Annotated in this window: 13 protein-coding genes and 3 pseudogenes; 8 read left to right on the forward strand and 8 right to left on the reverse strand. The window is 65.3% G+C overall.

Translation table 11 applies throughout. From position 1 onward, the window contains the following. Positions 1–77: 77 nt before the first annotated feature. Both QP181_RS10585 and QP181_RS10590 read left to right on the forward strand, forming a co-directional pair. Positions 78–1387, forward strand: a pseudogene (locus QP181_RS10585) (alkaline phosphatase family protein). A gap of 11 nt (positions 1388–1398) precedes the next feature. Continuing rightward, on the forward strand, positions 1399–1860 hold the full coding sequence (locus QP181_RS10590; RefSeq protein ID WP_333928492.1) for a MaoC family dehydratase: 462 nt from the start codon (positions 1399–1401) through the stop codon (positions 1858–1860). A 259-nt stretch (positions 1861–2119) separates the two neighbouring features. Here QP181_RS10590 and QP181_RS10595 read toward each other — a convergent pair whose 3' ends face one another. From QP181_RS10595 to petA, 5 genes are all read right to left on the reverse strand, one after another. Next, positions 2120–2848 (reverse strand): hypothetical protein, encoded by a 729-nt coding sequence (locus tag QP181_RS10595; protein WP_333928493.1) that lies wholly within the window; start codon positions 2846–2848, stop codon positions 2120–2122. A gap of 362 nt (positions 2849–3210) precedes the next feature. Further along, positions 3211–3759, reverse strand: a complete 549-nt coding sequence (locus QP181_RS10600; protein WP_333928494.1) for an adenine phosphoribosyltransferase — start codon at positions 3757–3759, stop codon at positions 3211–3213. A gap of 139 nt (positions 3760–3898) precedes the next feature. Beyond that, a complete protein-coding gene (locus QP181_RS10605) occupies positions 3899–4741 on the reverse strand; it encodes a cytochrome c1 (protein WP_056055500.1) in 843 nt (280 codons plus the stop codon). Between the two features lie 21 nt (positions 4742–4762). Next, on the reverse strand, positions 4763–6094 hold the full coding sequence (locus QP181_RS10610; protein ID WP_333928495.1) for a cytochrome b: 1332 nt from the start codon (positions 6092–6094) through the stop codon (positions 4763–4765). A gap of 9 nt (positions 6095–6103) precedes the next feature. Next, positions 6104–6670, reverse strand: a complete 567-nt coding sequence (petA, locus tag QP181_RS10615; RefSeq protein WP_056489394.1) for a ubiquinol-cytochrome c reductase iron-sulfur subunit — start codon at positions 6668–6670, stop codon at positions 6104–6106. 203 nt (positions 6671–6873) lie between these two features. Between petA and QP181_RS10620 the strand changes: the two genes are divergently transcribed. The 3 genes and pseudogenes from QP181_RS10620 to QP181_RS10630 all read left to right on the forward strand — a co-directional run bounded on the left by QP181_RS10620 (position 6874) and on the right by QP181_RS10630 (position 8933). Then, a complete protein-coding gene (locus tag QP181_RS10620) occupies positions 6874–7323 on the forward strand; it encodes a tRNA (cytidine(34)-2'-O)-methyltransferase (RefSeq protein WP_333928496.1) in 450 nt (149 codons plus the stop codon). 173 nt (positions 7324–7496) lie between these two features. Next, positions 7497–8339: an oxygen-dependent coproporphyrinogen oxidase gene (gene hemF, locus QP181_RS10625; RefSeq protein WP_333928497.1), complete on the forward strand. Its 843-nt coding sequence runs from the start codon at positions 7497–7499 to the stop codon at positions 8337–8339. Between the two features lies 1 nt (position 8340). After that, a pseudogene (locus QP181_RS10630) lies at positions 8341–8933 on the forward strand (GNAT family N-acetyltransferase). Positions 8934–9070: 137 nt separating this feature from the next. On the opposite strand, the gene QP181_RS10635 reads toward QP181_RS10630, so the two are convergent. Further along, complete coding sequence (locus QP181_RS10635) at positions 9071–9811, reverse strand: hypothetical protein (protein ID WP_333928498.1); 741 nt, start codon at positions 9809–9811, stop codon at positions 9071–9073. Continuing rightward, positions 9808–10629: a hypothetical protein gene (locus QP181_RS10640; protein WP_333928499.1), complete on the reverse strand. Its 822-nt coding sequence runs from the start codon at positions 10627–10629 to the stop codon at positions 9808–9810. The genes QP181_RS10635 and QP181_RS10640 overlap by 4 nt, the downstream gene beginning before the upstream one ends. A gap of 195 nt (positions 10630–10824) precedes the next feature. Between QP181_RS10640 and lipB the strand changes: the two are divergent. The 3 genes and pseudogenes from lipB (at position 10825) to QP181_RS10655 (ending at position 12782) form a co-directional block, all read left to right on the forward strand. Next, positions 10825–11414, forward strand: a pseudogene (lipB, locus tag QP181_RS10645) (lipoyl(octanoyl) transferase LipB). Between the two features lie 88 nt (positions 11415–11502). Beyond that, positions 11503–11769, forward strand: a complete 267-nt coding sequence (locus QP181_RS10650; RefSeq protein WP_055881015.1) for a hypothetical protein — start codon at positions 11503–11505, stop codon at positions 11767–11769. 305 nt (positions 11770–12074) lie between these two features. Then, positions 12075–12782, forward strand: a complete 708-nt coding sequence (locus tag QP181_RS10655; protein WP_132735736.1) for a hypothetical protein — start codon at positions 12075–12077, stop codon at positions 12780–12782. A gap of 176 nt (positions 12783–12958) precedes the next feature. Here QP181_RS10655 and queE read toward each other — a convergent pair whose 3' ends face one another. Continuing rightward, positions 12959–13591: a 7-carboxy-7-deazaguanine synthase gene (gene queE / locus QP181_RS10660; protein ID WP_333923151.1), complete on the reverse strand. Its 633-nt coding sequence runs from the start codon at positions 13589–13591 to the stop codon at positions 12959–12961. Between the last annotated feature and the right edge of the window lie 3 nt (positions 13592–13594).

A 13594-nucleotide genomic window follows, 5' to 3' on the forward strand; every position in this document is an offset into this window, starting at 1 on the left:
TCTCGTCAGCGCGCTTTCGTCTGCCCATTTGCGCGCGTAGAGAGCCGCGCATTCGGGACTCGTTCGGGACGACACTCATGAAGACTGCGCCGAAGTTCATCGCGCTGACGCTCGCCGCCCTGCTTGCAGGGTGTGCTTATCCGTATACGCCACCTGCTCTCGCGCCGATCACTGCGCCCGCGCCTGCATCGACGGCGGTGGCTACGATGCCGGGCGAGGCGCGGGCGCCGGTTACCATCCTGGTGTCGATCGACGGGTTTCGACCGGATTATCTCGATCGTGGCGTGACGCCGAACCTTAACCGGCTGCGCGCGGGCGGGGTGTTCGCGAGCATGCGGCCGTCGTTTCCGAGCGTCACCTTTCCCAATCACTGGACGCTCGTGACGGGGCTGCGGCCCGATCGCAGCGGGATCGTCGGCAACAAGATGGAGGATCCGGCGCGGCCGGGCGAGAGCTTCACGATGGCGACCGACGATCCGTTCTGGTGGAGCGAGAGCTCGCCAATCTGGGTCGATGCGGAGAAGGCGGGGATCCGCACCGCGACGATGTTCTGGCCGGGCGCGAACGTCGCGGTCGGGGGTACGGTGAAGGCCGACAGCCATGGTGCGATCGAGGGCGGTACGCGACCGGAGGACTGGCAGCAGTTCAATCAGCAGGTTTCGGGGACACAGCGCGTCAACGCGGTGCTCGACTGGATGCGGCGGCCTGCCGCCATACGTCCCAAGTTGGTGACTCTGTATTTCGATACGGTCGACAGCGCGGGTCATGCGGGTGGGCCGGACAGCGCGGGCGTGACGCAGGCGGTGGCGGATGTCGATGCGAGCATCGGCGCGCTGGTCGATGGGCTGGCCGCGCTAGGGCAGCGGGCGAACCTGGTTATCGTCGCGGATCACGGGATGGCGGCGACGAGCAGCACGCGGGTCGTGGCGCTCGATACGATCGCGGACAAGGCGGACTATCGTACCGTCGAGACGGGGCCGTATGCGACTCTGTTCGCGGTGCCGGGGCATGAGGCCGCGCTCGAGGCACGATTGCTGAAGCCGCACGATCATCTGCAATGCTGGCGGAAGGGGAGATCCCGGCGCGGTTCCATTATGGGCGCAATCCGCGCGTGCCGAGCTATCTGTGCCTTGCCGATGTCGGCTGGCGGGTCGATCCGAGCGCACCGACCAAGGCTTCGGTCGGTGGGATGCACGGCTATGACAACATGGCGCCGGAGATGCGCGCGCTGTTCATCGCCAATGGGCCGGCGTTCGTGGCCGGCAAGACCATTCCGAGCTTCGACAACGTCGCGATCGAGCCTCTGTTGCGCGAGCTGATCGGGTTGCCGGCCGAGGCGGGGCTGGACGGCACCGACGCACCCTTCCAGAAGGTGCTGCAACGATAAGAGGAGAGGTTGTGCAGTATTTCGAGGATATCGAGGTCGGTCGGACCGCGTCGTTCGGTTCCTACGCGGTCACGCGCGAGGAGGTGATGGACTTCGCGGCGAAATACGATCCGCAGCCGTTTCATTTGTCCGACGAAGCGGCCGCGCAGACGCATTTCGGGCGGTTGTCGGCGAGCGGTTGGCATACGTGCGCGATGGTGATGTCGATGGTGGTCGCGAACCTGAAGGAGAACCAGCAGGCCGGGCTCGGGTCGCCGGGGATCGACGAGCTGAAATGGATCAAGCCGGTGTATCCGGGGGACATTCTGCGGTGCGAGACCGAGATCCTGGAGAAGCGCGTGTCGGCGAGCCGGCCGGAGATGGGGATCTTCAAGAGCCGGATGCGGGTGTTCAATCAGGACGACGTTATGGTGATGACGTTCGTGTCGAACGGGTTGGTGGCGACCCGCCCCACGGATACCGACGCCAGCTGATCACCGAGCTGTTGCCTCGCTTCGGGGCTTACCGCTTTCCCGATGCAGTGATGGTTCACGCGAAGGCGCGAAGGGAAGGTATGTTCGCGCGGAGGCACGGAGAGAAAGATCTTAGATGGCAGCGCTTTGACTTAGCTTCGCTGCCGACGCGAAGGCTCGCCCCTCGCACTAAACTAATCTCCGCGCCTCTGCGCCTCTGCGCGAAATCGAGGTCTTCTCTTCGCGCCTTCGCGCCTTCGCGTGAATCGACCTTTTCTACTTATTGCGCTGGACGACCACCTCCGCGGTTGCCGCCGCCCTGACGACCGCCGCCTGGCCGTCCACCGCCGAAACGCTGACCACCGCCGCCGCGATTGCCTCGGAACGCGCCGTCGTCGCGATTGCCGCGGAAGCCGCCTTGGACTTGGGGCTGCTGCGGGTTGGCGACCTGGCCGGGCTGCGCGGGCTGGCCTGGTTGACCGAATTGGCCGCGACCGGGACCACGGCCGCGATCGTCGCCGCGGCCGGGACGGCCGTTGCCGAACTGACCCTGACCGGGCGTGCCGGGATTATTCTGATAGCCCGGACGGTTGCCACGCCAGCCGCCGTCTCGGCCACCATTGCCTCGGTTGCCAAACCCGCCCCAGTTGCCGCGGCCACCATCGTTACGGTTGCCGCGATATTGCTGGCGGCCCTGCCAATAGCGCTGCTGATTGCCGTTCCAGCGGTGCGGGCGGCGGTAGCGGTCGTAGACGTACACGCCTGAGCCGGGATAATAATAATCGCCGCTCCAGCCGTAGTAGGAGTTGAGGCCGCCATAGCCTGCGAAGCCATCATAGCTGCCGCCGTAGCCTGCGCCGTAATAGCCGTCGCCGTAGCCACCGCCGTAATAGGGGTCACTGGCATAGCCGACGCCCGCGCCGCCATAGCCGTACCCGTCGGTGCAGCCGGCGACGCCGAGTCCGAGACCCAGGGCTAGGCCGATAATGCCGAAGCGCTTCATAAACATGGAGGTTCTCCCGTACGTGGAGAGCGGACACAACGCGCCGCCATTCATCGCACAACGGAGTCCTTATGTCGCAAGTTCCATGAATGGGGTCTGACGGGTTTGGGGGCTGGCGCGAGCGCCTGTGCTTAACCTAACCCGGCATCGCATTCATGGCGATCAAGTCATGAAGCAAACCTCCACCTCACTACCTCCCCGGCGAAGGCCGGGGTCCAATAGCGCTGAAAGAGGTAACGGCGCGCAGCCATCCGTTAGCAACGTTTCCCAATTGGGCCCCGGCCTACGCCGGGGTGGTGCCGTATTGGGGTACGCGTGACCATTATCAGGTGACCTGCATTAGGTAGCGTGCGTCGGCAAGCGCGCGGTCAGTGTCCGGGGAAGTGGATCAGGGCGGTTGCTTCGATGCCGTCGGTGCGGAGCGCGTCTGCTCCGCCGAGGTCGGGGAGGTCGACCAAGAACTGGGCTTGCGTGACCACCGCGCCGGCCTTGTGGAGCAGGCGGACGGCGGCGCGGGCGGTGCCCCCGGTGGCGATCAGGTCGTCGACCAGCAGGACGCGCGCGCCAGGGGCGAAGGCGTCGGCGTGGATTGCGATGCGGTCGGTGCCGTACTCCAGAGCATAGTCTTCGGCGATGGTGGCGCCGGGGAGCTTGCCGTCCTTGCGGATCAGCAGGACGCCGGCCTTGAGCGGTGCGGCGAGCGCGGCGGCGAAGAGGAAGCCGCGGGCTTCGATGCCGGCGACCAGCTCTACGGGGCCGGAGACTGCCGCGACCATCCGCTCGATCGCGGTCGCCCAGCCGTGCGGGTCGAGCAGCAAGGTGGTGATGTCGCGGAACTGTATGCCGGGCTTGGGGAAGTCCGGGATGGTACGGATCAGCACCTTCAGATCGGCGTTGCGCTCGTTGATATCGGACATGGACGTTCCCTTCTTCGCACGGAGCGGCGGCCGTATCGCGGCGCGGCGCTACGGCCAAAACGAAAGCGGCGGATCAGGCTGTCTGCCCGTCCGCCGCTCCCTCTATCCGGGCGCCCTTACCGCGGGAGCCGGGCCGTCATCAATGCTTAACGTCGCGCCAGACGTTCTGGTACGCGCCCCAGGCGAGGCCGCAGAAGATCAGGATGAAGATGATCGACGCGAACCCGGCGGCATGGCGTGCCTCGAGATTGGGCTCGGCGGTCCAGGTCAGGAACGCTGCGACGTCGGTCGACATCTGCTCCTTGGTGGCCTTCGTTCCGTCCGCATAGCCGACCTGGCCATCCGACGTCAGCGGTGGCGGCATCGCGATGTTGAGGTTCGCGAAATACGGGTTGTAGTGCAGACCCTCGGGCGTCTTGATGTCCGGGAATTCCTTCAACATCTTCGCCGACTGCGGCTGGTAGCCGGTCAGCAGCGAGTGGATGTACGCGCCGCCATCGTGACGCGCCTTGGTCATCAGCGACAGATCGGGCGGCAACGCGTTGTTGTTCGCTGCGCGGGCGGCGACGTCGTTGGCGAACGGCAGCGGGAAGTGATCCGACGGGATGTTCTTCCGCGTCGCCGCTTCGCCGGTCTCCGGGTTGATCGACGGCTGCTCGATCACCCACTGGTTGGCGATCGCCTTAACCTCGGGCTCCGAATAGCCGATCTTCTGCAGGTCGCGGAACGCCACCAGGCGAAGCGAATGGCAGGCGGCGCAGACTTCCTTGTAGACTTGGAAACCGCGCTGGAGCTGGCGACGGTCGAACTTGCCGAACACGCCGTTCGAGGCGAGGTCCAGCTCCTTGGGGTGGAGATGATACTCGCTCTCGGCGGTCGGTGCGACGGGGTCGGTGATGGCCCCATAGACGCTGCCGAACAGCGCGATGCCGAGCACCAGCACGAAGGCCGCGCCGACCAGGGATGCGATGAGACGAACCATGTGTGTGTCCTCTAGTTCGTATCAGTGCGCGGCGTGCGGCGCAGAGGGCGCTGCATGCGGCGCAAAAGCTGTGGACAGCGCGGTCTGGGCCGGGCTCGTGCCACCGTGATTGGCCAGGACGGCCTCGGTGATCGAGTTGGGCAGCGGCCGCGGACGCTCGGAGCGCGAGATCAGCGGCAGGATGATCAGGAAATGCGCGAAGTAGTACGCCGCGCAGATCTGGCTCAGGATCACGTAAGTCGCCGTTGCCGGTGCACCGCCGCAATAGCCGAGGATCAGGATGTCGGCGACCAGCACCCAGAACGCGATCCGCGCCTTGGGACGATAGTTCATCGAACGGACCGGCGAGCTGTCCAGCCAGGGCAGGAAGAACAGCAGCAGGATCGAGCCGAACATCGCCAGCACGCCCCAGAGCTTGGCCGGCAGGATGAAGTCCGCGGTGAAGGCGCGCAGGATCGCGTAGAACGGCCAGAAATACCATTCGGGGACGATGTGCGCGGGCGTCGAGAGCGGGTTGGCCGGGATATAGTTATCCGGGTGGCCGAGATAGTTCGGGAAGAAGAACAGCAGGCTGGCGAAGATCAGCATGAAGATGCCGAGCCCGAAGCCGTCCTTCGCCGTGTAGTAAGGATGGAACGGAACGGTGTCCTGCTCGCCCTTCACGTCGACGCCGGTCGGGTTGTTCGACCCCGGGATATGCAGCGCCCAGATGTGCAGGATGATGACACCCGCGATCACGAACGGCAGCAGGTAATGCAGCGAGAAGAAGCGGTTGAGCGCGGCGTTGTCGGGCGCGAATCCGCCGAGCAGCCAGATGCGGATGGTGTCTCCGACCAATGGAATTGCCGAGAAGAAGCCGGTGATGACCTGCGCGCCCCAGAAGCTCATCTGGCCCCAGGGAAGCACGTAGCCCATGAACGCGGTCGCCATCATCAGCAGGAAGATGACCACGCCGAGCAGCCACACCATCTCGCGCGGCGCCTTGTACGAGCCGTAATACAGCCCGCGGAAGATGTGCGTGTAGACGACGATGAAGAACATCGAGGCGCCGTTTGCGTGCGCATAACGCAAGAACCAGCCCGCGTTGACGTCGCGCATGATGCTCTCGACCGAATCGAACGCGACCGCGCCGTTGGCGGCGTAGTGCATCGCGAGCACGATGCCGGTGACGATCTGGATCGCCAGTGCAGCGCCGGCGAGAACGCCGAAGTTCCAGAAGTAATTGAGGTTGCGCGGGACGGGATAGCCGCCGCCGAGTGAATTGTAGACGAGCCGGGGAACGGGAAGCCGCTCATCCAGCCACCGCGTCAGCGGCAGCTTCGGTTCGTATTGCTTGGCCCAGGGAAAGCTCATGGTCGTTCCTCAGCCTACCGTGACGACGGTGTCGGAGTTGAAGGCATAGTCCGGAACGTGGAGGTTCGACGGAGCGGGGCCTTTGCGGATGCGTGCGGCGGTGTCGTAGGCCGAGCCGTGGCACGGGCAGAAATAGCCGCCGAACGGGCCCTTGTTCTCGCCCTCGCCCGCGCCGAGCGGGACGCAGCCGAGATGCGTGCAGACGCCCAGCGTGATCAGCCAGTTCTTCTTGCCAGCCTTCGTGCGCTGTTCCAGCGTCTGCGGATCGCGCAGCGTCGAGATATCGACCGCGTCGGCTTCCGAGATTTCCTTCGGCGTCAGGTTGCGCACGAAGAGCGGCTGCTTGCGGAACGAGGTCTTGATCGCCTGGCCTGGCAGGATCTTAGACAGGTCGATCTCGGTGGTCGACTGTGCGAGCACGTCGGCCGAGGGGTTCATCTGGTTGATGAGTGGCAGGACGATCGCGACTGCACCGACGCCGGCGAACGATACGGCGGCGATATTGATGAAATCACGGCGGCGAGGGTCATGGGCCTCTTCGTGAAACGGCTCTGGCGATTCGCCGGGGGGAACCATGTCGTCGACTGTCGCCATTCATCTCGCCCTTGCACGTTATTTTTTTCGTGACAGGCTGGGCGTTCGGTTTCGCGAAACCATATCCCCAATCCGTCCGACCGTCCCCACGGAGGCTGTGCTTTGATAGACGGCGGGGCGCGGGTTTGCCAACTGCATTTTGCTTTGGGTTACCGTGCGGCGCTCGGCGCGCTAGGGGATCCGGTATGCGTATTGCCCTCTATCAACCCGACATCGCCGGAAATGTCGGCGCCATTCTCCGCACTGCCGCGTGCATGGGGATCGGCGTCGACCTGATCGAACCGATGGGATTCACCTGGAGCGACAAGGCCGTCGCGCGCTCGGGGATGGACTATGTCGGCGTGGTCGACGTGGTGCGGCATGTCGATTGGGACGCGTTCTTGGCGCAGGTCAGCGGGCGGATCGTGCTGCTGACGACGAAGGGCGCGGTGCGGCTGGATGTGGCCGAGTTTCGCGAGGACGACGTGTTGCTGATGGGGAGCGAGGGGGCTGGCGTGCCGGAGGAGGTCCACGGGCGCGCCGACGTGCGCGTGCTGATCCCGATGCGGCCTGGGTTGCGGTCGATAAATATCTCCGTGGCGACGGGGATCGTCGCGGCGGAGGCTTTGCGGCAGACGGGCGGCTGGCCGAGCTAATCCTCCCCGGCACGGGGACGGGGACCGTGCGAAGCATGGTGGAGGGGGCTCACCGCAAACGCCCCGCTTCCGTCCGACAACTGTAACGCTCGTGGAAGCCCCCTCCACCCTTCGGCCAAGTAGCCGAACGGTCCCCCTCCCCGTTCCGGGGAGGATTTGGTAGAGACGCCCCCATGATCGAACTCGACCCCCAGCAAGCCGCCGCTCGAACCTGGTTCGAATCCCTGCGCGATCGTATCTGCACGGAGTTCGAGGCGATCGAGCGGGAGGCGGGCTCCGACGCCAGCTTCGCGTACACGCGGTGGAACCGGGTCGATCCGTCGGGCGAACCAGGCGGCGGTGGCGTGATGGGCGTGATGAAGGGCCGCGTGTTCGAGAAGGTCGGCGTCAACGTCTCAACCGTCGGCGGCACGTTCGAGGGCGATTTCGCCAAGTCGATCCACGGTGCGGGCGACGACCCGCGGTTCTTCGCGACCGGGATCAGCCTGGTCGCGCACATGACCAACCCGCACGTCCCCGCGGTGCACATGAACTGTCGCTTCCTCAACACCACCAAGCGCTGGTTCGGCGGCGGCGGCGATCTCAACCCGCCCTTGCCTATCGAGGAGGACACGGCGGACTTCCACGCGACGATGAAGGCGGCGTGCGACGCGCATGATCCGGCGCACTACCCCCGGTTCAAGGAATGGGCGGAGACCTATTTCTACATCCCGCACCGGAAGGTCGGACGTGGTGTCGGTGGGATTTTCTTCGATCATCTCGATGGCGATTTCGAGACCAACTTCGCGTTCACGCGCGATGTCGGCGAGGCGTTTCTGGATGCGTATCCGCGGATCGTGCGGCGGCGGATGGATACGCCGTTCACTGCGGCCGACGAGGCACGGATGCTGGAATGGCGCGGGCGCTATGCCGAGTTCAACCTCGTCTACGACCGTGGGACTTTGTTCGGGCTGAAGACCGGTGGCAACATCGACGCGATCCTGATGAGCCTGCCACCACGCGCGGTGTGGTCTTGAGATGGCGCTGATCCCGGTTGCCGACGACGTCCTCGCGACGATCGTCACGACGCTCGAGATGCACAAGCGGCCGCCGCTGCGGCCGAGCCCCGGTTCGCGGTTGCGGCTGGTGAAGTGGGAGCTACCGGCACTGGAGAAATACCGCGCGCTGTTCCGGCGAGTGGGGAGCCCGTGGCTGTGGTTCTCGCGGCTGGCGATGGCGGACGAGGCACTGGCGGCGATCGTCCATGACCCGGGGATCGCGGTGTATGCGGTGCTCGATCCGGCGGGGATCGAGGTCGGGATGCTCGAACTCGATTTTCGCGCGACGGGTGCGTGCGAGATTTCGTATTTCGGGTTGATCCCGGAGCTCGCTGGGCAAGGCCATGGGCGGTGGCTGATGGCCGAGGCTTGCGCGCGGGCTTGGGCGAAGGGGTGGAGCGGGTCTGGCTGCATACCTGCACGCTCGATCATCCTAGCGCGCTGGGCTTTTATCGGGCGCAGGGGTTCGTTGCAGTGAAGCGGACGATCGAGACGTTTCCCGATCCTCGGGCTTCGGGATTGTTGCCGCCGGAGACTGCGCCGCAGATTCCGTATCTGGGGAAGCGCGACTAGACCTCAGCCACCTCCCCGGCGGAGGCCGGGGTCCAGTTGGGGGACGTTGCTAACTGAGCGGTGCGCCCGATCACTGCGACCTTTCCAACTGGGCCCCGGCCTCCGCCGGGGTGGTGCTTTTGTTCCGTTGGTGCGCCCTACCGCGCCAAGCGGCGGTACGCGGAGATTGCGATCAGAGCCATGGCTATACCCGCCGCCATTGCCGCCACCGCAGCGCCAGCGTCGACGATCGCCAGCGCGACCGGGTTGGGTTCGCCCGCTTCGCGCAGGGCACGATCCAGCATCATGAACGGCGCGCCGGCGAGCCAGCCGCTGATGTAGCTAAACGCCGCCAACCCCATCAACGGCAACCCCGAACCTCGGCTGAGCGTGAAGCTGCGGCGGATCGCGCCGAGCGCCCCGAGCGGCGCTTCGGCGAACAGCGCCGGGCCGGTCAGCATCGTCCGGCCGAGAATGTAGAGGCCGGGGATCGCGTACAGCAACAGCCCCGCCCCCGCCGGCAGCGACACGATCACCATCGCCAGCAGGAAGCGCGGGAATATCCGTAGGCAGCGCGTCAGCGCCTGCCGCAGGTCGAGCTGATCGCGGTCGAGATACAGCGCGTAGAACAGCGACGTACCGAAGAAGCTCATGACGTAAGCGAGCAGGTACCAGCCGCCATGTGCCGCCGCCCATGTCTGCACCGCATCGGCCCAGACCATCGCCTGCGCCTCGTTATCGCCCGCCGCCGCGTTGGGCATCGGCGGATCGGGCACGACCAGCGCCAGCGCGAAGGCGGGCAGGAACAGGAACGGCGCGGCGATCCGCAGCAACAGGTCGCGGTCGCGCTTGAACAGCGCCCAGGCATCGGTGAGGACGGTCGCGAAATCGAGCTTCATGGGGTGACGGATTTCTCTCTGACGGCGACATAGAGCTGCGCGGTGAAGACCGCGGCGAGCGCGGTGAAGGCGGTGGTGACGATCGTCGCGGCGATCCCCGACAGGAAGGTCGCGGTGGCGATCCCGTCGGCGCCGAGCGCGAGCCGGAAGATGATCCCGGTGACCGACTGTGCGGCCCAGGTCGAGACGAGCATGACGATCGCGAACAGGATCAACACGCCGATGATCCGCCACGTCAGCCCCTTGGTCAGCTGGAGCGAGCGACGGATCGTACCGATCCCGCGGCGCTCGTTCAGGATCACCGGGTTGAGCAGCACCAGCCGCGCGCCGATCCAGATCGCCAGCAGCAGATAGGCGATGCCGTACAGCGCAGTGAACCCGGCGGCACCGGCGGTCGGCGGGGTCATCTGCACGCTCGATCCATTGGCAGCGGCAGAGAAATCGAAGCCCGACTGAACCAGAACGATCACCGGCGGCACGGCGAGCAGCGCGGCGACCAGCGTGATCAGCGCGGTGATGCCGAGCGCCGGCAGTACGCGCGCACCGGCCTGGCCGCGCGCAGCCGCAGCATCGGTGCCGGGATCGCTGGCAATCGCGACGATCGCGAGCTGCGCCCACAGCATCGCGACCAGCGTACCGATCGCCAGAACGCTGCCGATCAAGGCGAAGCTCATCGTCCCCGGTGTCGATAACGCGACATAGCCGTCACGGATCACGCTGGGCAGCAGAATGCCGAGCACCGCGATCGGCGCGATCATGCCGGTACGCCCGTTGAGCACCTCGATCGTGCGATCCCAGACCGTTCCCATCTTCACCATGCGTCACGCTCCCCCGGTTGCTGTATCGCGCGGGTTAGCCCAAGCCCCTGCGCTTGACCACATGGTTGAAACGCACGTCGGAGTTGCAAGTGCGAGCGTCGGTGCGCAATTGGGATCGGTGACGAACCCCTCCCCTCCGATATCGAATGGCGGACCAGCGCCGGCCTCACCCCTTATGCCGATGCGCTGGCGGAGATGGAGGCGCGCGCGTCGCGGTCGGCGCGGGCGAGGCCCGCGAGCTGTTGTGGATGCTCGAACATCCGCCGGTCTACACCGCGGGCACCAGCGCGGATCCGGCCGACCTGATCGACGCGCGCTTTCCGGTGATCCCGACGGGACGCGGCGGCAAATACACCTATCATGGGCCAGGCCAGCGGATCGGCTATGTCGTGCTCGACCTGACCAAGCGCGGACGGGATGTCCGCTGTTACGTCCACGCGCTCGAATCCTGGGTGATCGCGGCGCTTGGCGAGCTCGGCGTCGAGGCGTTCGCGGTCGATGGCCGGGTCGGCATCTGGACGCTCGATCGGGGCCGGGAAGCCAAGATCGGTGCAATCGGGGTGCGGGTAAAACGGTGGGTGACGCTCCACGGCTTCTCGGTGAACGTCGATCCGGACCTGTCGCACTTTGGTGGCATCGTGCCCTGCGGCCTGTCCGAGTACGGCGTTACCAGCCTGCAATCGCTGGGCATTTCAGCCGACCTTGCAACCTTCGACGCCGCCCTTGCGTTGACGGCCGATGCTTTCCTTGAAACAGTTTCTTGTCCTCAAGAAAACGAGGCTTGAGGACAAAGCGTTATCGGATTAATGTCCACTACGATTTGGGTATTAAGGGCGAGCAGCCAGCCAAATCCTCTATCTAGGGAGCTTCCACATGCGTGCACTCATTTCCAAGGTCCTGACCGGTTCGCTGATCGCCAGCGCAGCACTCGCCGTTTCGGCTTGCGGTCCGAAGACCGAGACGACCACCGACAACACGATGGTCACCGACATGAACGCCACTGAAGGCATGGACACCATGACCGACAACATGACCGCAGTCGACGGTGCGTCGAACGGTGGCATGATGGCCAACGACACCATGATGGCGAACGACACGATGATGTCGAACGACACCATGATGACCAACAACGCAATGTAATGGTCGCGAAGGTCGACCGTTACGGCGGATGACCTTCAACGGCATTATGCGATGTGAAGGGCCGCCCGGGCAACCGGGCGGCCCTTTATCGTTGCGGGATGGGGAACGCCGACCCTGGATGCCGGTCAGCGGGTTTGCGCACGTCGGATGGCGGCAAACCGCGGTCGTTTCGGATGCGACAGTTTACATACCGGATCGGGGTATTCGGCGCGCAAAATCGATCCCGGCAAAAGGTTAAAATCGCTTGGGGGTTTGGCGGAAACGCTTTAGATTCGTCGACTTGGAATGCCCCTGGGGAGGTTTGAATGAAAGTGTTGCGTACCGCGCTCGCGCTCTGCGTGGCGTCGAGCGGTCTCGCTGTGGCGCAGTCGGCGTCGGCGCAGTTCTTTTTGCAGTCGCGTGACTTTTCCGGCGCTGCGGTGACCGGCGACGAAGCCGATCTCGGCCAGCCCCTGCCGGGTGCGACGCCCGCGGAAACGCGTGCCGCCCTGGTGTGGCATATGCGCGCCGCGCTCAACGTGGCGGCCCTGCAATGCCAGTTCGAGCCGACGCTGTTGACCGTACCGAACTATAATTCGATTCTCGCCGATCATGGCGACGAGTTGAAGGGTGCGTTCGATACGCTGACCAAATACTTCATCCGCGTGAACAAGGCGTCGGGCCTCCGCGCCGGGCAGGCCGCGCTCGACCAGTTCGGCACGCGGACCTATTCCAGCTTCGCCACGGTCGCCGCGCAATACGGGTTCTGCCAGACCGCAGCCTCGATCGGACGCGACGCGGTGTTCGCACCGCGCGGGCATTTTGCCGACGTCGCGCTGGCGCGGTCGCGCGAACTGCGCAACAGCCTGATTCCCTGGGGCGAACAGCGCTTCCCGCGCTACATCGGCCGCGATCGCAATGCGGCAATGCCGCGGCTCGATACGATCTGCTGGAACAAGAAGGGCGAGTGGGTCGAAAAGAAGTGCGGCGCCCAAAACTGGCCGCCGGTTGGCGTCGGCATCGCCGGGCGGTAACGTCGCCGCCTTGCCCGAATTACCGGATGATTTTATCCTCGCGTTCTGCCGTCACCCCAGCGAAAGCTGGGGTATCTCACGAAGCGCGCGACGAGAGTCTCATGGGGTCATCCCAGCTTCCGCTGGGATGACGGTAGGGAAAGAATGAAGTCCCCTACGTAGCGCGCTTCAAATTATCAGCGCAGGCCCAGCAGCTTGTGCGTCTGCAGCGACAACCGCCACTGCGGCCGCTGCATGACCAGATCCACGCACGCCTCGCGGTTCGCGTCGGCGCGCGGATCGTCGAGCGGCTGGAGCAGGAAGTTCGCGAAGTCCCAGGTCTCGACCTCGTCGAGGTCGCTGCCCGGCTGCGGCCAGACGAGCTTCAGTTCGTGCCCCGCGCGCTGGACGACGATGCTGCCCGCCTTGGGGCTGATGCAAATCCAATCGATACCCGGATGCGCGGGGATCGTGCCGTTGCTCTCCATCGCGATCCGGAAGCCCTCGCCGTGCAACGCATCGACGATCGCGTCGTCGATCTGCAGCATCGGCTCGCCCCCGGTCAGGACGACGAATCGATCGTTCGTGCCGTCACCCCAGAAGCCGGCGACCGCCGCTGCGAGCGCCTGCGCATCGGCGAACTTGCCACCGCCCAGCCCGTCGGTGCCGACGAACTCGGTATCGCAAAACTTGCAGACCGCGGTCGCGCGGTCCTGTTCGCGACCCGACCACAGGTTGCAGCCGGCGAATCGCACGAACACCGCACGACGGCCGGCGTTCACGCCCTCGCCCTGCAACGTGAGGAACATCTCCTTGACGGCGTAGCTCATCGC

Origin of the sequence: Sphingomonas sp. LR55, assembly GCF_036856015.1 — a bacterium.
GTDB lineage: Bacteria > Pseudomonadota > Alphaproteobacteria > Sphingomonadales > Sphingomonadaceae > Sphingomonas.